At 66.0% G+C, this 24,986-nt stretch carries 28 protein-coding genes; 11 read left to right on the plus strand and 17 right to left on the minus strand.

The genetic code is table 11. From position 1 onward, the window contains the following. Positions 1–54 precede the first annotated feature (54 nt). Together JN302_RS10135 and JN302_RS10140 are read left to right on the plus strand one after the other, a co-directional pair. Positions 55–834, plus strand: coding sequence for a succinate dehydrogenase iron-sulfur subunit (locus JN302_RS10135; protein ID WP_202311840.1), 780 nt, complete (start codon positions 55–57; stop codon positions 832–834). Between the two features lie 25 nt (positions 835–859). Next, positions 860–1,948 carry a glycosyltransferase family 4 protein gene (locus tag JN302_RS10140; protein ID WP_202332776.1) on the plus strand — a complete coding sequence of 363 codons (1,089 nt, stop codon included), beginning with the start codon at positions 860–862 and terminating at the stop codon, positions 1,946–1,948. 30 nt (positions 1,949–1,978) lie between these two features. Here the strand turns inward: JN302_RS10140 and JN302_RS10145 are convergent, their stop codons facing one another. Beyond that, positions 1,979–2,404 (minus strand): OsmC family protein, encoded by a 426-nt coding sequence (locus JN302_RS10145; RefSeq protein ID WP_202311842.1) that lies wholly within the window; start codon positions 2,402–2,404, stop codon positions 1,979–1,981. Between the two features lie 309 nt (positions 2,405–2,713). Here JN302_RS10145 and JN302_RS10150 point away from each other — a divergent pair, with 309 nt between their 5' ends. Beyond that, complete coding sequence (locus tag JN302_RS10150) at positions 2,714–3,022, plus strand: hypothetical protein (protein ID WP_202311843.1); 309 nt, start codon at positions 2,714–2,716, stop codon at positions 3,020–3,022. Between the two features lie 129 nt (positions 3,023–3,151). On the opposite strand, the gene JN302_RS10155 is transcribed toward JN302_RS10150, so the two are convergent. Beyond that, positions 3,152–3,643, minus strand: coding sequence for a MarR family winged helix-turn-helix transcriptional regulator (locus JN302_RS10155; RefSeq protein WP_202311844.1), 492 nt, complete (start codon positions 3,641–3,643; stop codon positions 3,152–3,154). Positions 3,644–3,723: 80 nt separating this feature from the next. Between JN302_RS10155 and JN302_RS10160 the strand changes: the two genes are divergently transcribed. Continuing rightward, positions 3,724–4,605: an EamA family transporter gene (locus JN302_RS10160; RefSeq protein WP_202311845.1), complete on the plus strand. Its 882-nt coding sequence runs from the start codon at positions 3,724–3,726 to the stop codon at positions 4,603–4,605. A gap of 206 nt (positions 4,606–4,811) precedes the next feature. Here the strand turns inward: JN302_RS10160 and JN302_RS10165 are convergent, their stop codons facing one another. The 3 genes from JN302_RS10165 to JN302_RS10170 form a co-directional block, all read right to left on the minus strand. Then, positions 4,812–5,192 (minus strand): VOC family protein, encoded by a 381-nt coding sequence (locus JN302_RS10165; protein WP_202311847.1) that lies wholly within the window; start codon positions 5,190–5,192, stop codon positions 4,812–4,814. A 75-nt stretch (positions 5,193–5,267) separates the two neighbouring features. After that, the gene (locus tag JN302_RS39925; RefSeq protein ID WP_446720747.1) at positions 5,268–5,489 is read right to left on the minus strand and encodes a DUF6958 family protein; all 222 of its coding nucleotides are present in this window, start codon (positions 5,487–5,489) and stop codon (positions 5,268–5,270) included. Positions 5,490–5,567: 78 nt separating this feature from the next. Beyond that, positions 5,568–6,002, minus strand: a complete 435-nt coding sequence (locus JN302_RS10170; protein WP_202332777.1) for a YybH family protein — start codon at positions 6,000–6,002, stop codon at positions 5,568–5,570. A 169-nt stretch (positions 6,003–6,171) separates the two neighbouring features. Between JN302_RS10170 and JN302_RS10175 the strand changes: the two genes are divergently transcribed. Beyond that, positions 6,172–6,534: a YciI family protein gene (locus tag JN302_RS10175; protein WP_202311851.1), complete on the plus strand. Its 363-nt coding sequence runs from the start codon at positions 6,172–6,174 to the stop codon at positions 6,532–6,534. Further along, positions 6,531–7,775 (plus strand): RNA polymerase sigma factor, encoded by a 1,245-nt coding sequence (locus tag JN302_RS10180; protein WP_202332778.1) that lies wholly within the window; start codon positions 6,531–6,533, stop codon positions 7,773–7,775. Before JN302_RS10175 ends, JN302_RS10180 begins: the two co-directional genes overlap by 4 nt. A gap of 139 nt (positions 7,776–7,914) precedes the next feature. Here the strand turns inward: JN302_RS10180 and JN302_RS10185 are convergent, their stop codons facing one another. The 5 genes from JN302_RS10185 to JN302_RS10205 form a co-directional block, all read right to left on the minus strand. Then, the gene (locus JN302_RS10185; RefSeq protein WP_202332779.1) at positions 7,915–8,676 is read right to left on the minus strand and encodes a glycosyltransferase family 25 protein; all 762 of its coding nucleotides are present in this window, start codon (positions 8,674–8,676) and stop codon (positions 7,915–7,917) included. Between the two features lie 84 nt (positions 8,677–8,760). Then, positions 8,761–9,240 (minus strand): hypothetical protein, encoded by a 480-nt coding sequence (locus tag JN302_RS10190; protein ID WP_202332780.1) that lies wholly within the window; start codon positions 9,238–9,240, stop codon positions 8,761–8,763. Then, positions 9,221–10,132: an archaeosortase/exosortase family protein gene (locus tag JN302_RS10195; RefSeq protein ID WP_202332781.1), complete on the minus strand. Its 912-nt coding sequence runs from the start codon at positions 10,130–10,132 to the stop codon at positions 9,221–9,223. The genes JN302_RS10190 and JN302_RS10195 overlap by 20 nt, the downstream gene beginning before the upstream one ends. Before the next feature lie 369 nt (positions 10,133–10,501). After that, entirely contained in the window at positions 10,502–11,056 is a 555-nt protein-coding gene (locus tag JN302_RS10200; protein WP_202332782.1) for a DMT family transporter, read from the minus strand. After that, on the minus strand, positions 11,053–11,544 hold the full coding sequence (locus tag JN302_RS10205) for a DMT family transporter (RefSeq protein ID WP_202332783.1): 492 nt from the start codon (positions 11,542–11,544) through the stop codon (positions 11,053–11,055). The genes JN302_RS10200 and JN302_RS10205 overlap by 4 nt, the downstream gene beginning before the upstream one ends. A 114-nt stretch (positions 11,545–11,658) precedes the next feature. Between JN302_RS10205 and JN302_RS10210 the strand changes: the two genes are divergently transcribed. Then, positions 11,659–12,540: a LysR family transcriptional regulator gene (locus JN302_RS10210; RefSeq protein WP_202332784.1), complete on the plus strand. Its 882-nt coding sequence runs from the start codon at positions 11,659–11,661 to the stop codon at positions 12,538–12,540. Positions 12,541–12,547: 7 nt separating this feature from the next. On the opposite strand, the gene JN302_RS10215 is transcribed toward JN302_RS10210, so the two are convergent. The 5 genes from JN302_RS10215 to JN302_RS10235 form a co-directional block, all read right to left on the minus strand. Continuing rightward, positions 12,548–14,782, minus strand: a complete 2,235-nt coding sequence (locus tag JN302_RS10215) for an arylsulfatase (protein ID WP_202332785.1) — start codon at positions 14,780–14,782, stop codon at positions 12,548–12,550. 77 nt (positions 14,783–14,859) lie between these two features. Continuing rightward, positions 14,860–15,627: an ABC transporter permease gene (locus JN302_RS10220; RefSeq protein WP_244846275.1), complete on the minus strand. Its 768-nt coding sequence runs from the start codon at positions 15,625–15,627 to the stop codon at positions 14,860–14,862. Beyond that, positions 15,612–16,448 carry an ABC transporter ATP-binding protein gene (locus JN302_RS10225; RefSeq protein WP_244743171.1) on the minus strand — a complete coding sequence of 279 codons (837 nt, stop codon included), beginning with the start codon at positions 16,446–16,448 and terminating at the stop codon, positions 15,612–15,614. The genes JN302_RS10220 and JN302_RS10225 overlap by 16 nt, the downstream gene beginning before the upstream one ends. 53 nt (positions 16,449–16,501) lie before the next feature. After that, positions 16,502–17,485, minus strand: coding sequence for an ABC transporter substrate-binding protein (locus tag JN302_RS10230; protein ID WP_202332786.1), 984 nt, complete (start codon positions 17,483–17,485; stop codon positions 16,502–16,504). Next, on the minus strand, positions 17,482–18,309 hold the full coding sequence (locus JN302_RS10235; protein WP_202332787.1) for a GntR family transcriptional regulator: 828 nt from the start codon (positions 18,307–18,309) through the stop codon (positions 17,482–17,484). Before JN302_RS10235 ends, JN302_RS10230 begins: the two co-directional genes overlap by 4 nt. 319 nt (positions 18,310–18,628) lie before the next feature. On the opposite strand from JN302_RS10235, the gene JN302_RS10240 reads away from it, so the two are divergent. Both JN302_RS10240 and JN302_RS10245 read left to right on the plus strand, forming a co-directional pair. Further along, positions 18,629–19,600, plus strand: a complete 972-nt coding sequence (locus JN302_RS10240; RefSeq protein WP_244846276.1) for a ribonuclease T2 family protein — start codon at positions 18,629–18,631, stop codon at positions 19,598–19,600. A gap of 104 nt (positions 19,601–19,704) precedes the next feature. Further along, a complete protein-coding gene (locus tag JN302_RS10245) occupies positions 19,705–20,562 on the plus strand; it encodes a hypothetical protein (protein WP_202311875.1) in 858 nt (285 codons plus the stop codon). 11 nt (positions 20,563–20,573) lie between these two features. On the opposite strand, the gene JN302_RS10250 is transcribed toward JN302_RS10245, so the two are convergent. Then, entirely contained in the window at positions 20,574–21,932 is a 1,359-nt protein-coding gene (locus tag JN302_RS10250) for an aminotransferase-like domain-containing protein (protein WP_202334245.1), read from the minus strand. A 161-nt stretch (positions 21,933–22,093) separates the two neighbouring features. Between JN302_RS10250 and JN302_RS10255 the strand changes: the two genes are divergently transcribed. Together JN302_RS10255 and JN302_RS10260 are read left to right on the plus strand one after the other, a co-directional pair. Further along, entirely contained in the window at positions 22,094–22,957 is an 864-nt protein-coding gene (locus tag JN302_RS10255; protein ID WP_202332788.1) for a DMT family transporter, read from the plus strand. Between the two features lie 110 nt (positions 22,958–23,067). Further along, positions 23,068–23,595 carry a hypothetical protein gene (locus JN302_RS10260; RefSeq protein WP_202311879.1) on the plus strand — a complete coding sequence of 176 codons (528 nt, stop codon included), beginning with the start codon at positions 23,068–23,070 and terminating at the stop codon, positions 23,593–23,595. Between the two features lie 87 nt (positions 23,596–23,682). Here the strand turns inward: JN302_RS10260 and JN302_RS10265 are convergent, their stop codons facing one another. Then, entirely contained in the window at positions 23,683–24,915 is a 1,233-nt protein-coding gene (locus JN302_RS10265; protein ID WP_202332789.1) for a ubiquinone biosynthesis hydroxylase, read from the minus strand. Positions 24,916–24,986: the final 71 nt, after the last annotated feature.

Consider the following 24,986-nt stretch of genomic DNA (forward strand, 5'->3'; position numbering starts at 1 on the left):
TGGCCCGGCGCGATGTCCAGGAAGAGCCCGTCTGGTTTCTTCAAGAGGTAGGATATGGTCGAACTCACCCTTCCCAAGAACTCGAAGATCCAGCCCGGCAAGACCTGGCCGAAGCCCGAGGGCGCGACCAATCTGCGCGAATACCGGATCTACCGCTGGTCGCCCGACGACGGCAAGAACCCGCAGGTCGACACTTATTTCGTTGATCTCGACGATTGCGGTCCGATGGTGCTCGACGCGTTGCTGTGGATCAAGAACAAGGTCGACCCGACGCTGACGCTGCGCCGCTCGTGCCGCGAGGGCATCTGCGGCTCCTGCGCCATGAACATCGACGGATCGAACACGCTGGCCTGCACCAAGGGCATGGACGACATTTCCGGCGCGGTGAAGGTCTATCCGCTGCCGCATATGCCTGTCGTCAAGGATCTGGTGCCCGACCTCACCGTGCCCTACGCCCAGCTCACCTCGATCGAGCCCTGGCTGAAGACGGTGTCGCCCGAGCCCGCCAAGGAATGGCGCCAGAGCCACGAGGACCGCCAGAAGCTCGACGGGCTATATGAATGCATCCTCTGCTTCTGCTGCCAGACGTCGTGCCCGAGCTACTGGTGGAACGGCGAACGTTACCTCGGGCCGGCGGTGCTCCTTCAGGCCTATCGCTGGCTGATCGACAGCCGCGACGAGGCCAAGGGCGAACGACTCGACAATCTCGAGGACCCGTTCCGGCTCTATCGCTGCCATACCATCATGAACTGCGCGCAGACCTGCCCGAAGGGATTGAATCCGGCCAAGGCGATCGCCGAGATCAAGAAGATGATGGTGGAACGCCGGGTCTGACGGCCCCGTCATTGGAGGCGGTCGGATGAAGGTCCTTCTCGTCTCGGAGCGTGCCGAAACGATCAACGATCCGGTCTTCCGCGTGCTGGAGTCCCGCGGGGTCGTCTTCCACCGCATCGCCTTGTCCGAACTGCGCCTGGAGGGGGGCTCGCGGCTCGCCCGCAAGCGACGGCGCTATTTTCCGGATCGGAACATAACCGGGCCGGTGGCCGAAGCCGTGGCGACTTTCGGCCCCGATCTCGTCCACGCCGGTGCCGGGCGGCCGGTGGGGCTCGCCGTGGTCAAGGCTTTGCGGGACCATCAGAAAGTGCCCGTCATCTTCGACCACGGTGCGATCGGCGGTCTAAATCTGTTCAACCCCTTCGACTGGATGACCTATTTCAACCGGCGCATCGACAAGCTCGTCGTGCCCTCCCATGCCATGGTGAACAACTGGATGGGGCAGGCCTGGCTGCGCCGGTGCATTTCGGCCGAACGCTGCGCCGTGCTGCATCACGCGATCGAGCAGCCGGCGCAGGCCGATCCGCGCGACCGCGAGGCCTTGCGGTCGGGGTTCGGCCTGCGTCCGGACGAATTCGTGATCGGGACGGTCTGCACTATCCGGCCGATCAAGAACCTTCCTTTCCTCGCCGATGCCGTGCGCCGGCTCGGGCCGCCCTTCGTCTTCGCGGTGATCGGGCCGGCAGGCGATGCCGCGGAACTGCAGCGGCTGAGAGATGCCGGCGGCGACCGGCTGCGGCTGCTGGGGCTGGTGCCCCGCGCACGTACGGTCATGGCGGCTTTCGACCTCTATGCCACGCCGACCGGCCTGCCCGGCGAATCGTTCGGGCTCGCCGCGGTTGAGGCCATGTCGCAATCGCTCCCCGTGCTGACCATGAATTTCGGCGGCTCCGCCGAGATTGTCGAGCATAATGTCGCGGGCCTCACGCTGCCGCCGGACGCCGGCCACTGGATGCAGGCGATCACGGCCCTGGCGGCGGAGCCCGAGCGATGCAGGCAGATGGGGGAAGCGGGGCGTCGGCGTGCCGCCGCGCGGTTTTCGCCGGAAGCGATCGCGGCCGACTGTCTTGCACTCTATCGCAGTGTCGCCCGCGGACCTGACGGCCGCGCCTGAGCACGGCCGCTGCCTTCTTAGCGCTCCCTCCTAAGCCAGCCGGGCGTCGAGGGAGAGCTTGATCGCGCCGAGGGCCTTGGAGACAGGGCAGTTTTCCTTCGCCTTCTCGGCCAGTTCCGTGAACTTTGCCGCGTCGATGCCCGGAACAGTGCCGACGAGGGTCAGCGCGCTGCCGGTGATACCGGTGCCCGGCACCAGGGTGACCACGGCCTTGGCGTCCAGCTTCTCGGCGGGCGTGCCGTTCTCCGCCAGGAAATGCGAGAGCTGCATGGCAAAGCAGCCGGCATGGGCAGCGGCAAGCAGCTCTTCCGGATTCGTGCCCGATCTACCGCTTTCGTCCTCGAAGCGGTTCTTGAACGAATAGGGCGTCTTGCTCAGCACCCCGCTCTGTGTGTCGAGGGTGCCGCTGCCTTCCTTCAGCTTGCCCGTCCAGACGGCTGTTGCGTGACGATCCATGGCTCATCTCCAGAGGTTGGGGTGGCGCCGCCAACGCGGCGAGCAGATACTATAGCGCGGGCGATCGGCCCGGACAGGATATTGTCGCCCGTCGAAGAGGAAACGGTATCACGAGGTCGGCCGGTGTCGGTCCCGGCCGATGCTTTCGGGCCCGCAGCCGGGCGCACGACGCTGCCTGCACAAGCGTCGAGGCAGAGACGCAGCGGAGGAGCCGCTGTCGTTTGCGACGCGAGGCTTCGACCACGAGACCCGGTTCGGCATTCGCGACAAGCGCGCTATAGTGAGGCCAACCGGAATTGGAGGAAGCCCATGAACGTCGCCAATCTCCAACTCGAGGGCCTGCTGATGGCCGTCGCCTCGATCAACAGCACCCTCGTGCGCAAGGGCCTGCTGACATCTGATGAAGTCGACAATGCCCTGCGTCGGGCCGAAGCCGGGCTCACCGGGGAGGAACGGCTCTATCAGGACATGTCGCCGGCCAATCGCGACGCCGTCTGCTTCCCGCTCCGGCTGCTCCAATTGGCGAACCGCGCGTCGGCCACGGCGGCGACGCCGTCCTTCTCCGATCTGGCCAGGCTCGTCGCGCAGACCAAGGAACCCTACAACGACCAGATGTGAGGGTCCTTGTTCAACGGTCCGGGTGTCTACATATCCAGGTCGCCGGCGCGGCCGGTCCAGACTGCCCGGCTTTCTCGCCAACAGGCGTGGGCCGCGCGCTCCAACGGCTGATCCTGTCGACGGCTGGAACTATCCCTCCGCCTCCAGCCTGGAGAGATATCGGCTCAGCAGGCGGTTGAGCGCGGCGAAGTCTTCCGGGCTGAGCGCCGAGGTCAGTCGCGCCTGGGTCGCCACATGTTCCGCAACGGCTGCCTCGATGACGGCAAAGCCCTTGTCCGTAAGCGAAATGATCACGCTGCGCCCGTCCTGAGGGTTCTGTTCCCTCGCCACGAGCCCGACCTTCTCCAACTGGTCGATGCGGTTGGTCATCGTCCCCGATGTGATCATCATGGTGGCGATGAGATCGCCTGGCGACAGGCGATAGGGCGGACCGGATCGCCGCAAGGTCGCCAGCACATCGAAGCTGGCCGCGTTCAGCCCATGCGCGGCGAAGGTCTTTTCCATGGTCCGCGTCATGTGGTGCGAGATGCGCCTCACGCGGCCGATGAGCCCCATTGGACGAACATCGAGATCGGGGCGTTCCCGGTTCCACTGCGCAAGGATGTCGTCGACCCGATCCATGTGCCCTTATCTCCATAATCTATCTTGACGTCAAGCTAAACGGCATTATCTTGAGGTCAAGATAAACGGGGACGCCTCTCATGGCCCGCAATGTCGATCTCCTGCTCACCGCCGTGGCACCGGCAATCTGGGGCAGCACCTATCTCGTGACCACTGAACTGCTGCCTCAGGGCTATCCGCTGACGGTCGCCATGCTGCGGGCGCTGCCGGCGGGCATCCTGCTGCTGCTCCTCGTCCGGCAATTGCCGCACGGCGCGTGGTGGGGCAGGGTGCTGGTCCTCGGCGCGCTGAATTTCTCGGTCTTCTGGTGGCTGCTCTTCGTTGCCGCCTACCGCCTGCCCGGCGGCGTCGCCGCCACGGTCGGCGCCATTCAGCCGCTGATCGTCATCCTTCTCGCGCGCCCGCTGCTCGGCGCGACGATCCGGCCGCTCGCCATAGCAGCGGCGCTGAGCGGCATGGCCGGCGTCGCGCTGCTCATCCTCACGCCGCAGGCAGCGCTTGATCCGCTCGGGATCGTGGCGGGTCTGGGCGGGGCGGCCTCCATGGCGGCGGGCACCGTGCTGAGCCGCCGCTGGCAGCCGCCGGTCTCGCCGCTCACCTTCACGGCATGGCAATTGACGGCCGGAGGCTTGCTGTTGCTGCCGGTTGCCCTGTGGCTCGAACCGCCGCTGCCGGCGCTCTCGGTGAACAATCTCCTCGGCTTCATCTATCTGGGCCTCATCGGCGCGGCGCTGACCTACATCCTCTGGTTCCGCGGCATCGCGCGGCTCGAGCCCTCCGTCGTATCGCCGCTCGGCTTCCTCAGCCCGATGACGGCGGTCATCCTGGGCTGGTCCGTGCTCGGACAGTCGCTCAGCCCCATGCAGGTCGCAGGCATGGTCGTGGTTCTCGGCAGCGTCTGGCTGAGCCAGCGTGCGCAACAGGTGCCCGCGACAGTGGCTTCACCCGCCGTGGCGCGGTGAAAGGAAACGTTAACCGAATCGGCGCAGGTTCAAGCTACCGGGACGGGTCTTTGCGTAACAAAACCCGGTCGGCGCTCGGCCGAGGGGTGGAATTCCGGCCTGCCTCACAAGGGCATCCGGGTCCTGTTCAGGCAACGGGCCGAGCGCGCGGTGGGCTTCCGATGCGGCTTCATCCTTTCCCCGTCGGGGAAAGGATGCCGTGCCGTTCATCCGCCATCGACCAACGAATGGATGTTACCGTCGGGATCCTTGAACCAGGCATTCCTGATCTCGCCGAATATATGGATGTCGCCTTCCTTCGTCGTGCCGGGGAAGTCGTAGTTTTCAAAGGCGACGCCTTTCGCTCCGAGCCTGCGGACGATTTCCGTGAGATCGCTGCCGACATTCCATGTCACCGACGTCGCCTTGTTGGTCCCGGCGTACTCGGACTGGTAGACGAACAATGAGCTTCCGCCGCACGGGTAGGCGACCATATGCGGATCGGGGTCGCCTGGTGGCGTCAGTCCGAGCTTGTCCTCGTAGAATCTGCGAGCCACCTGAAGGTCTCTCACGGCGATGGTCGCAACCGGTTGCTTGTCGTTCAACATGATCTTCTCCCTGGTTTGAAGCGGCGCATCGTTCTTGCCGAGTATGAGGTTCGGGCCGATGCGGTGGTTGCCGCCTCACGCCTTGCGCAGGCGTAGAGGCCGGCTCTTGTCGCGTCTGGCGATGCCCTTGGCCTCCAGATCGAGCTGGACGGTCTTGGCCCACCGGCCCAATCCAGCCCTGCCGGAAACGTCTCTTCGGAAGGATGCGTTCCGAGGCGCAGGCTGATTTCTTCCGATGTCGGCCCGTCCGGAGCCGACGAGAGCACGGCGAGATAGGCTCGTTTCGCCGCCTCGCAGCGGGCGGCGTCCACTTGCCTGGTCGAGCCGGAATGGTTGAGGTTCTCGCCCGTCACCATGGCCATGGTCCGCCTCCTGTCAGGGTTGGAGGTCGACGGCGGCACGGAAGCTACCGTCCATGTAGAAGGGCACGGATTCGTGTTCGTGCACGATCCGCCAGTCGCCGCCGATTCGCCTCAGGCACAGAGTGACGCGGGTCCAGAAGACGGCGTGCTCGCCACGCCTGGTCGTCGCGCTTGTGCGGAGCAGGGCGTGGCAGAAGGCGATGTCGTCCTCGGCCGTTATGGCGAGGTCCTGTGTCGACCGGTCAATCGGTCCCTCCCAGCCGTCGAACCAAGCCTGCAGCCTGGCGGGATCGGTCCCCGTCGCGGAAACGAGTGGCGGAGCGAGGTCGAAAATGGTCGCATCGGATGCATAGGGCGCCAATGCGGCCGCGCTGTCCTTGTCATGAATGCTCCGTTGGATGCCTTCGATCAGTGCGCTGATCGCGTTGCGGTCGGTCTCGCTGGTCATGTTCATTCTCCTCGTTGTTCCTGCCCGAGGACGATCGGCATCGGGCGATCCCGACATCATGGCGGGCATTTTTTCTTGCATCCGGCCAGGCGGACCGAAAAATCCGGCCGCGCTTGTCGGCGCGGCCTGCTGTGCTACGTCCTTGATCTGGATGAAGGAGGACGAACCGATGCGTTTTGCGATGTTCTGCTACGCCCCCGAATCGGTCGAGTGGCGCAAGGAGGACGACGAGGCCGTGATGGCCAGGCATACGGTCACGGATGGAAAGCTCGAAGCTGCGGGAAAGCTCGGCCCCAATCTGCGCCTTATGCCGACCAGCACCGCGATGAGCATTCGCGGCGGGGCCGAACCGATGGTGCTGGACGGTCCTTTCGTCGAGACCAAGGAGGTTCTGCTCGGCTTCTGGGTCTTCGAGGCGGCATCGCTCGAGGAGGCCATCGACATCGCCCGCGAATATGCCAGCCACATGCCGGGCGGCGGGCTCGAGCTCCGTCCGGTCAAGGAATTCAACCCGGGTGTCGGACTGAAATGACCGAAATCGGCTGGATCGGCGCACAGCTTGCGGCGGCCCGGCCTCGGGCCATCGGTGCGCTGCTGCGTTATTTCCGGGATCTCGATCTGGCCGAAGAGGCCTACCAGGAAGCCTCGCTCCGGGCGCTGAAGACCTGGCCCGGGAAAGGGCCACCGCGCGATCCGCTAGCCTGGCTCATCTTCGTCGGTCGCAATGCCTCGCTCGACGAGACCCGCCGCAAGGCGCGGCAGCAGGCCCTGCCGCCCGAGGATGCGATTTCCGACCTTGATGACGCGGAGGCTTCGATGGCCGAGCGGCTGGACGACGGGCTCTATCGCGACGATGTGCTCAGGCTGCTGTTCATCTGCTGCCATCCCGATCTTCCGGCGGGACAGCAGATCGCGCTGGCGCTGCGCATCGTGTCCGGCCTTTCCGTCAAGGAGATCGCCCGCGCCTTCCTCGTGGGAGAAAGCGCGATGGAGCAGCGGATCACGCGGGCGAAACGCCGGATCGCCGCAGCCTCAGTTCCCTATGGCGCGCCCGACGCCCTCGAAAGGCAAAGGCGGCTGGGCGTCGTAGCGGCGATGATCTACCTGCTGTTCAACGAAGGCTATGCCGCAAGCGGCGGCGAGGCGCATATCCGGCTGCCGCTCTGTGAGGAGGCGATCCGCCTGTCGCGACTGCTGCTCCAACTCTTTCCCGGCGAACCCGAGATCATGGGGTTGGCTGCACTCATGCTTCTGCAGCATGCGCGCGCCGGAGCCCGGCTCGATGCCGATTGCGCGATCGTGCTCCTCGACGACCAGGACCGCCGCCTCTGGGACACCGCACTGATCGCGGAAGGCACGGTGCTGGTCGAGAAGGCGCTGCGCCACCGCCGCCCCGGGCCCTATCAGATCCAGGCGGCGATCGCCGCGACACATGCCGCCGCGGCCCGGGCTGAAGACACGGACTGGGCCGAGATCGACGCGCTCTATGAGGCGCTCGAAAGGCTGCAGCCCTCACCTGTCGTGAGCCTCAACAGGGCGGTCGCCGTGGCCAGGCTCCATGGACCGGAATCCGCGCTCGCCATGGTCGAGCCATTGGCCGCGCCGCTCGACGGCTATTTCCACTTCCACGGTCTCAAGGGCCAGCTCCTGATGCAGGCGGGGCGTGACAGCGAGGCCAGGGCCGCGTTTGCCAGGGCGATCGTCCTCGCCAACACCGCAGCCGAGGCGGCTCATATCCGGATGCAACTCGATCGGCTGGGCGCGACGCGCTGAGCGTGCGCTCGTGGCGCCTGGGGATCGCCGGCCTACTACAGCGTGTCGCGTGAAAATGGATTAACGCGACACGCTGTAGGTCTTTAATTTGACGCATGTCATTGTCCCGAAACCGGTACCCACTTTCGGGAGACATGCTTTATCTCGGCCGCGATGCCGTGAGGCCGAGATGACGGATATTGGACAGCCGCCGGGCGAGCGAAGCATAGAGCCGGCTCGCTGTTCGTCCGACCGGCCCGACAAACGACCTCTCGCGGTTTGCCCTGGTGTCGCCGATGTCAGACCGTTCCTCGACATCATGACGGATGTGGAAGGGCAGGATCGCCACGCTCTGGACGCCGTGGGTCCAGAAACGGTCGAGATAATCGTCGACCGGCTCGATCCAGGCACCCGCCTTGGCGAGCAGCATGCGCGCGGCCTCCGGCGAGATCGCATAGCACTGCGTGCCGGCAGGCCCTTTCAGGAAGCGGACGAGCCGATAGGGCGCTTCGAGCGGACGGATGGTCACCTCGGCGACCTTGTTGAGGCCGGCCAGGCGGATGAAGCCGAAACGAGCGATCGAAGCCTCGACGAGCGCGACCACGCTGCAGAAGCCGGCATCGATGGCGAGATCGTCCTCCATGACGATGATGGGCTCCGTGCCGGATGCACAGCGTTGCCAAAGCAGATAGTGGCTGGCGAAACAGCCGATCTCGCCGGCGCTCATGCGCCGCTGGCGCAGCCAGACCGCGCGCCGTGGAGCGTAGCGCGAGATGGACAGGTGCTCACCCTTCGACGCGTCGACAGCATCGAAGAAGGAATGGCCGATGCCAAGCGCGTCGAGCTGGCGCTTCATCGTTGCCCGCCGGGCGCCCGACCGCTGCAGATTGATGACGTAGAGCTGCAAGAGGACCCGCCGCATCGTACTTCGACCGGGCCTTGGGTATATGAAGCCGCCGGGTTCTTCAATGATGACAAACCGCGTTCCGCGCGGCAGGCGAAAGCATCAATCCGACAAGGCGGCCAGCTCTGCGGACGGAACGACATCAGCCGGGCAACCGGGCGTGATGACGATCGCCCGGATCTTCACTTCCGGCGCGCCGATTCCCGCATAACGCTGAAGCCGGGCGAGATAGTGAACCATCATCGGCTTCAGCATAGGCTGCTGGTCGCGCAGTTCGCCCATTGCGGAGTATTGAAGTCTTTTGCCGGCTGCATGCCAGTCGACGATTGCGCGATGCCAACCCTGCGGGGAGACGCCGGCGATGTCGATTTGGCAGCCATTCCTGGTGCCGTGCACCCAGACCGGATCCGTGTCGGTCGCGGCTCTCCACGTCTGGAAGCCGTGCTTTTGAAGAAGGGCGACGATATCCTGGTCGCCGACATCGTCCGCGCTCCCGGCGAGCGCGGCACGGCCGTAGACCTTGATGGCGAGGCTTGCCGCGAGCAGCAGGCCGAGGGCGACGCTAAGCGCGAGCCGGCGCATCGGGTTTGATCCCCGCGGTGTAAATGGCGAGAACCGCCAATATGGTCGCCCATTCCGCCGCCATTGCGCCGGTCGTACCGTGGAGCAGTGCGTAGCTGTCGGGGAAGACCCCGATGAGAGCGATCCGGAACACGTTGATCGCGATGGTGGCAAGGCAGGCGAGCAAGGTTGCGCCGATGATCGGGCCAGACCATAGCCGATCGTAGACCTTCACGAACAGCACGCCGCACAGAAGGGCGAGCGACACATTGGTGAGTGAGGAGCAGGCCGGCTCGAGGAACAGCACGCCGTTTCCGTTGGCGAAGGGGATCGTGTTGCCCGTGCTCTGAGTGCCGACGAGCCAGCCGACTAGCTTGGCGTCGACGCCGAGGATCGCATTGCTGAATGAAGCGAAGAGGATGCGGGCCCACAGCATCGGCACGGTCAGGGCGGCGAGCACGACCGCCGCGCGCCGCATGGGCCCGTCGGGTGGCGAGGTCCAGACGAGCCAGGCGGCCAGCGCCGTGATCGCCAGCCAGGCGAGAGACGGGACCGGCAGCAGGAAAGCGATCGCCGCGGCCGCGGCGACGGCGAAATCCATTCGCGTCGCAGCCTCGCGCGGAGCCCGCGCGAGCAGCCAGAGGGCCGCGATTGCGCCAGCCCAGACCACCGCGCTGACCCCGAATGTGTTGAACAGTGCCGTCGCGACACCGCTCCCGGCGATCTGGTCGGCGGCCCGCTCGCTGATGCCGTTGGCGAAGCCCACGACAGTGAGGCCGCCAAAGAGCACACCCCGGGTGACCGGTGCGGCCTGAAGGTGACCGCTCGCCTCCGGCGCGGCCGCCGAACCCGAGGCGTGTGCGCCTGACTTCGGCGCGCCGGCACGGGAAAGTTGTGAGAGAAGTTTCGTCACGGCCTGCCGACACCCAACCGGACGGAGTCCTTTAGCCGCGGCCACTTACGCGCGCCGCTATTTCCTGCGCCGGATCATGTACAGCGCGTACCCACCTGCGATCGCCAATGCCGGGAGGCCGATTCCAAGGACAGGCCCCGGCGCGGAATGGCTTTGCGGCGGGTTTCCCTCGCCATCCCCGTCACCGGGGAACCACCATCCCATTGCAAAGCTCGGAGCTGTGGCCATCAACAAGACCGCGCCTGCCCAAGCAAAGGTTTTGATCTTCCGCATTCCTACTACTCCCAGCCCGTATGGAAAAACTGACCGGAGCTTACCACAACGTCCGCGCGTGCCACGTTACGCATAAGGCGTAAGCGCGGTACGGATTCAGGGTGGACGCGTTTCTTGTGGGACTGTCGTGCGTCCGACTGGCTTTGCATCCGACTCCCGCGTTTCGACCAGGCGTCGGATCTTACCGGTTTCGCATCGGATAAGCCCGCCGTTGCAACGTGTTGCACGCATGATGCCTCCCCGTGCAAGCGCTGCGCCGAGGATGATGAGCATGACCGCTGCGATCCGCAGCGGATCGAGCGGCATCCCCCAAATGGGGTATTCGATCGCGAGGCCCGCCGCCATCTGGCCGCCGATGATCAGCGTCAGCGTGGTGAGGGCGCCGAGCCTCGGGAGGACGCGGCTGTTGATCGCGACGAAGAGCGCCCCCAGAACGCCTCCGCAATAGGCGGCGGGCGGTGCGCCGAGCGCTCTGTCGGGATCGGGCAGCCCGGCGGCAGTCAACAGGACGGTGAGCAGGATCAGGCCCCCGAGATGGTTCCAGAAGGAGGAACGCAGGGCGCCGATCGACATGCCAAGGCGTGCGTTGATCGACCGGCTGGCTGCGATCAGTCCGCCATTGAGAAAGGCGACGAGGATGAGGATGGTCACGGTGCGCGCCCTCCGAGATGCAGAAACGCGCTGCCGGCAAGAAGCGCGAGGGCGCCGACCAGTTCCCTTGCTCCGAGCGGTCGCCGCGCAAGGCCGAACCATCCGAAACGATCGGCGGCCATGCCGAATGCCGTCTGTCCGACAAGCATCAGGGCAAGCGTCGCCGAAAGCGTCAGGCCGCCATTCACTGCGATTGCCGCCAGAACGACCGTGAAGGCTCCCGGAATCCCGCCGAGATAGGCCCAGAACGGCGTCGGCAGGCGCGGAAGAGGCTCCTGCGTGTCCCCCACGTCGCGGGGGCCTGCAAAACGGGCGAGCCGCGAGGCGGCGGCCGCCAGGCAAAGGGCCATTGCGGCGCCGACGCCGTGAGCGACCCATGATGCAAAAAGGGCGCTGCTGTGCGCGGCGAGCAGGCTGTTCAACTGGATCATCACTGCGAGCACTGCACCGGCGGCGGTTGCGAGCAGCCAGTCTGTCGGGCGTCCCATGAAGGTTTCCTGCCTGTCTGGTCGATGGCCATCGAAATAAGGCATCGGCTTTCCGGAAAAATCAGCTATGGTTCCGGACAATCCGGAAGATTCTTCCGCAATCGAGGTGCAACCATGGACAGGCTCGTCGCGCTCGGCGCCTTCGTCCAGGCTGCCGAGGCTGGTAGTTTCGTTGCCGCGGGGCGGCAACTCGGCATGTCGGCATCCGCCGTCGGCAAGGCGGTGGCGCGGCTGGAGGGCCAACTCGGCGTGCGGTTGTTCCATCGCAGCACGCGCACCATGATGCTCACCGCCGACGGCGGCATCTTTCTCGAACGCTGCCGACGGATCCTGCGCGAGATCGAGGCGGCCGAGCAGGAATTGTCGGAAGCCGCCTCCGCTCCGCGAGGGACGCTTCGGGTCAGCCTGCCGATCGCGGAGGGCCTGCTGCTGCCGACGATCGCGGCCTTCATGCGCGCTTATCCCGATATCCGCATGGAGATCGATTTTTCCGACCGCCTCGTCGATATCATCGAGGAGGGTTTCGACGCGGTGGTGCGGACCGGCGACGTCGCCGATTCCCGGCTGATGAGCCGTAAGCTCGGCAGTTTCCCGCATCGGCTCGTCGCCGCCCCCGCCTATTTGGCGCGCCGCGGCGTCCCGGCCGTGCCGGAAGACCTGACGAAACATGCCTGCCTGCACCACCGGCATCCGACATCGGGCAAGCTGGAACCATGGCCGCTGGTGCGGGATGGCGCCGATCTGGACATTGAGTTTCCGGTCGCCGCCACGGTGAGCACGATCGAAGCCCGTGCCTATCTGGCCGAAGAGGGCTTCGGCATCGCCTGCCTGCCCGCCTATGCGGTCACCAGGCAGATCGCGGCGGGAAGGCTGGTGTCGCTGCTCGAAGGCTCGGTGCGCGATTGCGGGGCGTTGCGCGTGCTGTGGCCAGCAAGCCGCTCGCCGAGAATCCGGGCCTTCGTCGATTTCCTGGCCGAGCGGCTGGTGGTGTCCTGATCTCCGGTCAATCGATCTCGGGCGAGGGGGGCGGCAGGTCCCTGTCGTCGCCGATTTCGAAGGTCACGCGCTCGATCCGACCCGAAAAGCAGAACTGGTCGGCATAGTCGTCGACCACGGGCGGCATGCCGCTGCGGCCGATCAGCATCGGGGAGAGCGAGATGCGCTGCAGGGTCGCATCGAAGGCGCGCTCTCCCGCTGCCCGTCCAGCAACCGTCAGGCGGCCCGTTCCCCTGAGGATACCGGTCTTCCTGAACTCGAAGCCCAGCGACACCCGTCCCGTCCCGATCGCCCGGTCCGAAACAAGCCGCATGATCTCCCCGCAACGGTTGTAGGCATAGACGAGCCTGCCGCCCTTGACGAAGAGAGCGTAGCCGCCGGCGCTGCTGCCGAAGGCCACCAGCGCGCCCGCGTCGCCGTCGCCGAGTTCGGCTTCGATCTCGATGCGGTGCGAGACGTCCTGGGTGAGCGGCGCGGCCTCGGCGGGAACGGCCGAGATCGGGGGATGATAGACGAAGCGCTTCTTCGCCCGGATGGAATCGGGCTTTGGCGCCGGCTTGAACAGGATCTCGCGCCGGTCGTCCAGCGGCAGGACGTCATACTTGCCGGCTTCCGCCCACCATCGTTCGACCAGTTCCCGGAGTTTTTCGGGATGCGACTTCGCCAGGTTTCGCGTCTCGGCGAAGTCCTCGTCGAGGTGGTAGAGCTCCCAGTTGTCGAGATCGAAGGAGGTCGCCGGCTGGTGGTTGGTGACCGCCTTCCAGCCCTTGTGCCAGATGCTGCGGTGGCCATACATCTCGAAATACTGCACTTCCTTGCGCGTTTCCGCCTTGGGGTCGGCGAAGGTGTAGGCCAGGCTGGTGCCGTGGATCGGCATCTGCGGCACGCCGCGAAACGTCATGGGTGCGTCGACGCCGCAAATCTCGAGCACGGTCGGCGTGATGTCGGTCACGTGGTGGAACTGGTGTCGTATCGCGCCGTGATCGGCAATACGCCTTGGCCACGAGACGATGAGCGGGTCGCGCACGCCGCCGCCATGGGTGTAGCTCTTGTAGAGCCGAAGCGGCGTGTTGCTCGCCTGCGCCCAGCCCCAGGGATAGTTGGTGAAGCTGCGCGGCCCCCCGATCAGGTCGATCTCGGCGAGATTGCGCTCGACCGTGTCCGGGATCTGGTTGAACCAGCGCAGCACGTTGGTCGTGCCATCGGGGCCGCAGTCGATCGACGCCCCGTTGTCGGACAGGAGCACGATCATCGTGTTGTCCAGCTTGCCGACGCGTTCGAGGAAGTCGACGAGCCGGCCGAAATGGAAATCGGTATGTTCGAGGAAGCCGGCATAGGCCTGCTGAAGCCGCACGGCGACCGCACGCTGCTCCGGCGAAAGCGCCGACCAGGGCTCGACCCCGGGGTTGGACGGCGGCAGTTCCGTCGCCTCGGGCACAAGTCCCATCCGCTTCTGATGTTCCAGCCGGGAGGCGCGGACCTCGTCCCAGCCCGCTTCATAGACGCCGTCATAGCGGTCCATGAATTCGCGCGGCACCTGATGCGGGAAATGCCCGGCGCCGAAGGCCAGGTTGAGGAAGAACGGCTTTTCCGGCACCAACGAGACGTGGTTGGAAAGCATGGCGATCGTCTTGTCGATCAGGTCCTTCGAGAGATGATAGCCGTCCTCGGGGCCGGCCGGTGCCTCGACGGGATGGTTGTCCTCGATCAGCTCCGGATAGTACTGGTCGGTGCTGCCGTTCATGAAACCGTAGAAACGCTCGAAGCCGCGTCCCAGCGGCCATTGGCCGAAGGGGCCGGCGGCGCTCGCCTCGTCGGTGGGCGCCACATGCCATTTTCCGACGGCGAAGGTGGAATAGCCGCTCTCGCGCAGCATTTCGGCGATGGTCGCGGCGCGGTGCGAGATGGCGCCGCGGCCGCTCGGCCAACCCATGTCGACATTGGCGAGATAACGCATGCCCACGGCATGATGGTTGCGGCCGGTCAGCAGGCAGGCGCGGGTGGGCGAACAGAGCGTGGTCGTGTGGAAATTGCTGTAACGCAGCCCGCGCCCGGCGAGGCGATCCATGTTGGGGGTGCGGATCTCCGAGCCGAAGCAGCCGAGATCGGCATAGCCGACGTCGTCGAGAACGACGAAGATGACATTGGGACTGTCCGGAGCCGGCTTCGGCCTGGCCTCGTACCAGGGTGCGGATTCCAGATGCGTGCGACCGATGCGGCCGGCCGGGCGGCTTTCCGTCATGACCTTTCCTTTCGTCCTTGCCGGCGCGCCGGCGGCACCCGCGAGGCTCGTGCCTTGCTGGGCGCCAGCGCGGCGGGTCAGTATTTCAGCGCGTCGCGCAGATAGCGTTCCATCAGGAGACGCCCCAGGACGCGCATCATCCTGTCCGTGATGAAGCCCAGCAGGCCGAGCAGGACGATGGCGCCGAACATCCAGTCGATGCGGAAATAGAGCCTGGAGTTCCAGATGAGGTAGCCGAGGCCCGATTGCGCCGCCAGCATCTCGGCCGCCACGATCACCAGGAAGGAAGAGGCAAGCGCGAGGCGCATACCGACATAGATGTTGGGCAGGCTGGCCGGCAGGATGACCCTGGCGAAGACCTGCCACGGGCTGGCGCCGAGGCAGCGCGCGGCATCGATCTTGTCGGCGGGTATCGCACCGATCCCGCTGGCCGTGTTGACCAGCACGATGAAGCCTGTCGCGTAGGCGATCAGCAGGATCTTCGAAGTCTCACCGATGCCGAACCAGACGATGAACAGCGTCACCAGCGCGATGGCCGGCACGAAGCGGAAGAAGTGGACGAAGGGGTCGACGACGCTCTTCACCGGGCGGAACGTTCCGACCAGCAGGCCGATCGGGATCGCCACCAGGCTGCCGAGAAGCCAGCCGGCGAAGATGCGGTATAGGCTCGCGCCGACCGACTGCGCGAGGGTGCCGTCGAGCAGCATTTCCCATAGCCCGGCGAGCACCGCCGTCGGCGTCGGCAGGAAGAAAGGATCGATGACCCGTCCCGGGGCGAGCTGCCAAAGCGCCAGCGCAAAGACGACCGCCGCGACCGAAATGAAAGTATTCATTTTCCAGCCCATTGCCGTGTCGCCTCCCTTTCGATCTCCTCGTCGAGCTGGCGGGTGAGCGCCAGGAATTGCGGGTCGAGCTCGTCGCGCGGGAACGGCAGGGCGATCTCATGGATGTGCCTGACCGTCGCCCGCGGCCCGACGCTCATGACCCCGATGCGCTGGCCAAGCAGCAGCGCCTCGCGGATGTCGTGGGTCACGTAGACGAAGGTCTTGCCGGTCTCGCTCCAGATGCGGGCGATCTCGCGCTGCAGAACGCGCCGCGTCAGGGCGTCTAGTGCGGCGAAGGGCTCGTCCATCAGCACCACGTCGGGTTCGACGGCCAGCGTACGGGCGATCTGGACGCGCTGCTTCATGCCGCCGGAGAGCTGATGCGGAAACTTGGTCTCATGGCCCTTCAGGCCGACGAGCTCGACATGGCGCGCAACGACAGCGTCCCTGACGTCGCGCGGCGTATGGGCGATCTCCAGCCCGAAGGCGATGTTCTCGGCCACGGTCAGCCAGTCGAAGAGTGGCCCGTCGACGGACTGGAATACCATTGCCCGCTTCCGGCCGGGACCGGTCACGGGTGCGCCCTCGAAAGTCACCCGGCCTTCGTTGGGGAATGCCGTGCCGGCAATAAGCTTGAGCAGGGTCGACTTGCCCGAGCCGCTCGGGCCGACGAGCACGAAGAACTCGCCGGCGCCGATCGTCAGATCCAGATCGGCCAGGATGTAGTTCTCAGGCCTGGCGGCCTGGCCATAGCCCATGCCGACGCCTTCCAGCCTGACGGCGGCCGGGCCGGCGCTGCGCCCGCCCGTCATGGCGGCTGAACGTTGCAACGTGACGTTCATGGGTCTCCTCCCGGTCCGTCGGTTCAAGATAGGGCGCCCGATGGGTGACGGCGCTATTTCGCCAGCGAAACCCGAGCGGGGTCGACGGCCCCGAGGAAGCTGGGGTCGATGAAGTCTCCCGGCTCGACCCGTGCCTTGGTGATGCCGTTCGTCGCGGCGAAGTCGGCGATCTTCTCGAAGCCTTCGAGCTGCTCCGGCTTCAGCGAGATGGTGAAGTGCTGGATCTCCATCTGGGCCTTGACCCTGTCGCGCGGGGATTTGGCGTGGCTGGCGACGATGTCCACCGCTTCCTCGAAATTGTCATCCATCCAGTCGGTCGCCTCGGCGAGGGCTCGCAGCGTGTTCTCGACGGCCTTGGGGTTTTCGGCGGCAAAGGCCTTGGTCGTCGAGATGTAGCCGTAGAGGCGGACCTTGGCTGGCTTGTCGTCGCCAAGGATCCGGAAACCCGGGATCTCGGACGCCTGCGCCACCCCGTCCCCCCAGACGAAGGCGGCATCGAGGCGGCCGGCGCGCAGCGAAGCGATGATCTCGAGCAGGCTCGGAAGCGGTATGATGGTCGCATCCGCGGGATCGACGCCGGCATTCTTGAGATAGCTGAGCGTCACCAGGTGCTGCGCCGTTCCGTTGGCGAGGCCGATGCGCTTGCCGGCGAGGTCCTCCGGCTTCTGAATGGCTTCGCTGACGGCCAGCTTGTGGAAGCCCGGCTCCGGTTCGATGATCGCCGAGACGATCTTGAGCTGGCCGCTCTGGAGGCGGGTGGTGGTGGCGAAGTCGAGCGCGAGACCGAAATCGAGTTGCCCGGTCAGCGCGGCATCGATGGTGTCGATGCCGAAGGCGAAGGGCTGAACGTCGGCATTGATGCCGTTCTTCTCGAAGAAGCCCTTGTCCTTGGCGACCCAGACCTGAGAGCCGAGAATGTTGAAATCGACTCCGATCGTCACATCGTCAGTTGCATGGGCCGCGCCACTCGTTGCGACCAGCACGGAACCGAAGGCTGCGGCCAGCAGGCCGCGCAGCACAACCGAAATTCTCCTCATTTCCTGGATTCCTTTTTCCCCTGGGTTGGGTTCATGCTTCTTTGCGTACGCTGGGCGACGGGGGAGACCTCGTCGGCGAGCGTGATGATCGGCGGGCTCGCCAGGTTCACGCGCCGGCTGGACTTGAGTTCCATCAGCCGAGGATTGAGCCAGGCCCAGGCCACGCAGACGGTGCCGGCCGCCTCTGAATGGATGATCGAGTAGATGTGGAGTGCCGGGTGGCCGGCAGGCAGTTCAAGCAGTTCGGCGCGCTCGTCCGAAAGGTCAGTCGCGGTCGTCCAGGTGTCGATGCGTGTGCCTTCCATATTCGTCTGGGTGGTGAGGCCGGCGATCAGATCGATCGCGTAGGCGTCGAGGTCGATCCTGGCCGCGTCCAGCCCGGGCGCGAGGTGGTCCTCGATAAGAACGACCGGGTCGCCATTGGCCCTGAAGACGCGGAGCAGCCGCGAAGCCTCGGTGCCTTCGGCGCAGCCGAACTCGGCGGCGAGTTCGGCGCCGAGCGGCACGCGGCCGACCGAGATGAGGTCGACCGTCGGCGTGAAGCCGGCGGCGCTGATGCTGGCAGCAAAGCCCGTCTGATAAGTCTGGTCGTCCTGGATGGGGACCTGGCCGACGAAGGTGCCGAGCCCGTGGCGGCGCACGATTATCCCCTGCGCCATCAGCCTGACATAGACCTCGCGGATCGTCGCCCTGCTGATGCCGAGCTGGCCGGCCATCTCGACCTCGGCCGGCAACTGGTCGCCGGCCTGCAGCCGTGCCTGCCTGATGTAGTCGAGGATCTGGTTGCCGATTTCGCGAGCGCGGAATTCGGATGTGTCGGCCATGGTTTCCTCCCAAGGTCAGACGTCAGACGTCTGACGTCTGACCTTTAACCCGACTGAAGGCTGATAGCAACCGGAATCATGGGGCGGAGCCCGAAAGCGGTTCGATCCGAGTGGCCGCGCCCTCAGGGCTGAAAGTCCGCCAGGGATCAATGGGCCGATCCGGGAGTCGGGCGCATGATCATCCGCCGCTCCCTGAGCGCAGATCGACGACACGCGCAAGGCGAAGATCGAGCGTCGGAACGAAACGAAAGGAAACCCGATCCGTCATGACAAGGCTGCATGACAGGGCTATCTATGTGGAGCCAGGAAGGGAGGGATCATGACGAGAGTTCCGCGAATCCTCGCAGTAGTGGCCGGCATCATGGCATTGTCGCCTTCGGCGCGAGCCGAAGTTGCTCTTGATGGCGCCTTCACGGCGGGCGAGAACTGCAGCGCGTTCCAATCTCTGAATAAGAAGTCCAATCCGGTCCCCCTTGAGGCAGACCGCTCCTACCGGATCGTCGCCGGCAACAAGCAGCCGCCGACCCACTATCTGATCATCGTTCCGGGCGCTGCTCCCGAGCGGCGCTGGGCGCCGGTCGACTGCGGTACGGCTGCGGTTGAGGGCAGCGGTCCGGCAGGCGAAGCCTCCGTGGGAAGAACGGACTATGTGCTCGCCGCGAGCTGGCAGCCGGGCTTCTGCGAGACGAAGCCCGGCAAGGCCGAATGCGAGAGCCAGACTGCCGACCGCTTCGACGCCAGCCATTTCGCGCTGCACGGGCTTTGGCCGCAGCCCCGGAGCCTGGGCTATTGCAATGTCGGGCAGGCGGCGGTCGCGGACGACAAGGCCGGGCGATGGGACCGGCTTCCCGAGGTGGTCCTCGAGCCGGCTACGGCGAAGGAACTCGACCAGGTCATGCCCGGCACGCAGTCGCATCTCGATCGCCACGAGTGGATCAAGCATGGCACCTGCTACGGGCCGTCGATGGAGGAATATTTCGGCGAGTCGCTTTCGGTCATGCGCCAGCTCAACACGTCACCGGTCCAGGCGCTTTTCGAGGGCAGGGTCGGCGGCTTCCTCTCCTTCGACGATATCAGCACGGCTTTCGACGAGGGTTTCGGCGCCGGTGCCGGGGACCGGGTGCGCATGCAGTGCGTGCGTGACGGCGGCCGGCTGATCATCTCGGAACTCACCATCGGTCTCGGCGGCGAAATCACGCCATATGCGCGGCTCGCCGATCTCATCGCCGCGGCCGCGCCGACCAGGACGGAATGCCCGGGCGGAATTGTCGACCCGGTCGGTCTGCAGTAGGCCGTTGCCCAGCGACAGGTTGTGCTCCGGCCTCTTTTCGGCGAGCCGCGAATAGTCCACAAGCCGGTCTGAAGGGTGGGGCCACTTGCTTCATGGGGCGGGGCATGGCGTTGAAGGCAGAGGACATCGCCGGTAACCTGGCCTTGCCTGGCTGCATCCGGCGGCAGTCCCAGGCGCTCGTGCTGGCCTTTGAGGCCAATCCGCGCGTTTCGGCCGTCTTCGCGACGCAGCAGCGCTGGCTGATGGCCCATGCCGGCCTGATGTTGCATTTTCGGGGCAGTCTCGGCCAGGGATGGAAGGGGCTGACGCTGGCGCGCCTTCTGGAAAAGGTTGCCGAGCACAATATCGCCAGCCGCAATACGGCCGATGCCTTCATCAAGGAACTTCTGAAATACGGCATTGTGGTCCATGTGCCCGCCGCCGGGGATCGCCGCGTGCGGCTGATCGCCCCGACCCCGGCTGGCCTCGACGCCCTGATGGGCTGGACCTATGCGCATCTGACGACGCTGGACGGCCTGGACGGCGGCAGGCGCGTCGCCACCTTCTCGACGGAGGAGAACGCGCTCGCACGCCTGCAGCCCCTGATCGCGGATGGGCTGCTGGCCTCGCAGCCGGTGCGAGAGCCGGAGCGCACCTTCTCGCTGTTCACCTGGCTCAACAATGGCGGCATCGTCATGGACTGGCTGATCTCACGCATCGGCGCGGCCGATGCGGATGCCGAACGCATTCCGGCCGGCGTCGTGTCGATCGCCGAATTCGCCGGACTGCTGAAGCTGTCGCGGACCCATCTCGGCCGCAAGCTGCGTGAGGCCGAGCAATTGGGCAGCATCGGCTGGGAGGGCGCGCGCGGGCGTTCGGTGATGTGGGTGTCGAAGGGGTTCCGCGAGGAGTATACGGCTGCCCAGGTGATCAAGCTCGCCATCATCGACGATGCCTTCGACCGCTGTTTCGCGGTCGCTTGACGGCGGGCCCGTCAGGCTGCGGCCTTCATCGCCTGCTCGAGCGTACCGTAGACGCGGTCATCGGTGCATTGAGCGACATTGAAGCGCATGAAACCGGAAGCCGTCTGCGACGGGCTGAACACATTGCCGGGCGCCAGCACCAGGTCGGCCGAGATCGCGCGGCGCGCGATTTCGCCTGCATCGAGCCCGCCGGGCAACCGGCACCACAGGAACATGCCCGCCGCCGGTTCGATCCAGGGCTCGATGCCGAGGGCGCCGAGCCGGCGTCGCGTCGCCGCTCTCGCTTTCGCCAGGCGCCCGTGAAGAGCTTCCAGATGCCTGCGGTAACTGCCGTCCTTCAACATTGCGAGCACGAGCTCGGCCGAAAGGCGCGGGCTGGAGAAGCCGGTGGCTATCCTCAGATCGACGAGGCTCTCGATCCAGTCCCGTCGGCCCGCGATATATCCGCAGCGCACCGATGCAGACAGCGTCTTGGAGAAGCTGCCGATGCGGACCACTCGGTCGAGACCGTCGAGAGCGGCGAGGCGCGGCGCCGGCTCATGCTCGAAATCGGCGAATATGTCGTCTTCGACGATGATCAATTCATGAGCTTCGGCAAGCTTCAGCAGCCTGTGCGCGACGGAAGGGGCCAGTGACGCTCCGGTCGGATTGTGCAGGCCGGAATTGGTGACGTAGAGGCGTGGCCGGTGCTCGGCCAGGGCCTGCGCGAAGAGTGCTATGTCGGGCCCGCTCGGCGTATAGGGCACGCCGACGATCTTTGCCCCGTGGGCACGCAGCAGCGCGAGAAAGTTGAAATAGCAGGGATCGTCGACGAGCACCGTGTCGCCCGGTCCGATCAGCAGGCGGCACAGAAGATCGATCGCCTGCGTACCGGATTCGGTGAGCAGGATCTGGTCGGGCGGAGCGTCCATGCCGCGCTCGGAAAGCCGCCGGGACAGCAGGCGACGCAGCGGCGGCAGGCCGAGCGCTGGCCCGTAATCGGTCAAGGCCGCTATCTCCGCCGTCCGCCCGAGGCCGCGCAAAGCGCGCCTTATGCCGTCGATCGGCATCCATTCGGCGGGCAGCCAGCCGCAGCCGGGCTTCAGCATGCCTTCACCCGCATCCAGCGACTGGCGCGACACCCAGAACGGATCGACGGCCCGGTCGAGGCGCGGACCGATCTCCGCCAGCGAAAGCGGCGCCAGGGGCGCAGCGACGTAGAAACCGGAACCGGGCCGCGAGCGTATGGCACCCTCGGCGGCGAGCCGGTCGTAGGCTTCCACCACGGTCGACTTCGACACCCGCATGGTTTCGGCCAAGGCGCGGATCGAGGGCAGCTTGGCGCCCGGGGTCAGCGCGCGGCGGGCGATCCTCTGATGGACTGCGCCCATGACCTGCTCGACGAGGGTGCGTTCATCCGTAGCGGTGCTGTCCACTGTATTGCATCCATATCAGGTACAGTTTGTCAGAACCGTATCGAACCGTTTCTGGAACGTCGAGTCGCTTCGGAGGAAAGGTGCGGCCGAGAGAGACTGGAAACGAAGGACCCGGTATGGACAAGACCTCGCAGGGGTGGCTCAGCGGCTTCCTCGGAGTGCTGATCTTCAGCGGTTCGTTGCCTGCTACCCGCGTGGCGGTGGCGGATTTCGATCCGCTCTTCCTGACGGCCGCTCGCGCGAGCATTGCAGGGCTTCTGGGGGTCGCGCTTCTTGCCGCGCTCCGCCAGAAGCGACCGCAGCGCGAGGACCTCGTGCCGCTTCTCATCGTGTCGCTCGGCGTGGTCGTGGGATTTCCTCTTCTGACGGCGCTGGCGCTTCGCCATGTCACGACGGCGCATTCCATCGTCTTCGTCGGGCTCCTGCCTCTGGCGACCGCCATCTTCGGCGTCGTCAGGGGCGGCGAGCGGCCGCAGCCCTTGTTCTGGCTGTTCTCCGGCCTGGGCAGCGCGCTGGTCGCAGGTTTCGCGCTGGCGCAGGGGCTCCAGGCATCACCGGTGGGCGACCTGCTGATGCTGGCCGCGATCATCGCCTGCGGGCTGGGATATGCCGAAGGCGCCAAGCTCTCGCGCAGGCTGGGGGGCTGGCAGGTCATCTGCTGGGCGCTGGTCTTGTCGCTGCCCGTGATGGTCGGGCTCACGCTGGCCAGCTTGCCCGCCTCCTGGGGTGGGATCGGGGGACCGGCCTGGCTCGGGCTGGCCTATGTGTCGCTGTTCTCGATGCTGATCGGCTTCGTGTTCTGGTACCGGGGGCTGGCCTTGGGCGGCATTGCCGGGGTCGGCCAGTTGCAGCTGCTGCAGCCCTTCTTCGGGCTGGGGCTGGCCGCACTGTTGCTCAGGGAACCCGTCAGCGGCCTTATGCTGGCGGTCACGCTGGGCGTGGTGCTGTGCGTGGCCGGATCGCGACGCTTCGCGAAATAGCCGTCTGGAGCAGGACAGCGGGCCCGGACCGCTTTGCGCCAACGCTTCCCCGTTGAGCCTCGCCGCCGCATTGCCTATGGTCTGTGGCGTTGCAACGGGAATGCCGCGCAATGCCCTTGTTTTTCATCGTGGTCGGCCTGGTCGCTGTGGTCGTCCTCTGGTGGTATCGGCGCAAGATGTTGAACGAGGCCGCGAATGACGCGGCGGAGGCGCTCGGACGCGCGCGCCGCGCGGTGCGCGGGGAAAGACAGCGCGGGCTGAACGGCGCCTCGCCGCTGCCGTCCATCGACGATCCCGTGGTCGCCGCGGCGGCCCTGCTGGCATCCATCGCTTCCGACGGCGTCGAGATGGCGCCCCAGCGGGAGACAGCGCTGCGGAAGGAGATCTCCGCGATCGCTGCCGCCGGGAAGGCGGATGCTGCTGTGGACTATGCCCTGTGGGCGACCGGCCGGATCGACGACACTGCAATGGTGATCGACCGGCTCGCGCCCTTCTTGCGCGACCGGCTCGACGAGGCGGAGAAGGGCGATCTGCTGACCATGATACGGCGCGTCGCCACCGCGGGCGGCCCGCCGCTGCCGATGCTTGAGCCGCGCATGCATCGTCTGCGGCAGAAGCTGGGGGTCGTCGTAAACTGAGCGAATAGCGAATAGCGAGTAGCGAATAGGGGAAGGACAGCCAGCCGAGCCCCTATTCGCTACTTGCTATTCGCTATTCGCTTCTCCTCATATCGCTTCTCCCCGCAGCAGCTTCGGCGTGTCGCCCGACAGGCCTGAGGCCTGGCGGATGAAGAACTCCTTCAGGCGGGGCATGCGCTCGACGAGGCCGAGCCCGATGTCGCGCACGGCACGGACCGGGCCGAGGTCGTTGGAGAAGAGCCGGTTCAGCACGTCGGTCGTCACGCCCATCTGGACGGTGTCGAAGCGGCGCCATCGCTCGTAGCGCTGCAGGACGTCCAGGGCGCCGATGTCCTGGCCGAGCCGGTCTGCCTCGACCACGGTCTCGGCGAGCGCGGCGACGTCCTTGAAGCCGAGATTGAGACCCTGGCCGGCAATCGGATGGATACCGTGGGCGGCGTCGCCGGCGAGCGCGAAACGCGGCGCCACGAAGGCGCGCGACAGCGTCAGGCCGAGCGGCCAGGCGCGGGGCTTGTCCTCGACCCTGATCTCGCCGAGCTTCAGGCCGAAGCGCTGCTCCAACTCGATCTCGAAGGAGAATTCGTCACCCTGCACCAGCCTTTCCGCGTCGCTGGTGCGTTCGACCCACACGATCGAGGAGCGGTTGCCGTTGAGCGGCAGGATGGCGAAGGGGCCGGCCGGCAGGAAATGCTCCTCGGCGCGGCCGTCATGCGGCCGTTCATGGGCGATCGTGCAGACGATGCCCGACTGGCCATACTCCCATTTCACCGTCTTGATGCCTGCCATGTCGCGCAGCCGCGACCTTGCGCCGTCGGCGGCCACCAGGAGCCGGGCATCGATGGTGATGCCGTCGGCCAGATGCACCGAGATGTCGCGGCCGTTCCTGACGAAGCTGGTGACCGCGACGCCTTCGATGATGTCGATGCCGAGTTCGGCGGCGCGCCGGCGCAGGGCGCCGTTGAGGATCCTGTTCTCGACCATATGCGCGAACGGCTCACCGGGAGCGACCTCGCCGTCGAAGGTCAGGAAGACCGGCCGCACGGGGTCCGAGGTCCTGGAATCGGTGATGATCATCTCGGTGATCGCCTGCGCCTGCGGGGCGATCTCGTCCCAGCAACCGAGTTGGCCGAGCATGCGGCAGGCCGCGGCGGCGATGGCCGAGGCGCGGCCGTCCTTTTGCCAGACATTCGCCGGCGCGGCGTCGACCACCGCGACCGAGAGGCTCGGTCGCGCCTCCCGGATCGAGACGGCGGCCGCCAGGCCGACATAACCGGCGCCGGCCACCAGCACGTCGATATCGGTCTTGTTCTGGTCGGCCATGGCCTTCGTCCTTTTCACCCGGCCCGGCGCCTTCCGCGCCGGCAAGCTTGACTTCGACGGTGGTTCGTCTG

The sequence above is a fragment of the Mesorhizobium sp. L-8-3 genome, assembly GCF_016756615.1.
GTDB lineage: Bacteria > Pseudomonadota > Alphaproteobacteria > Rhizobiales > Rhizobiaceae.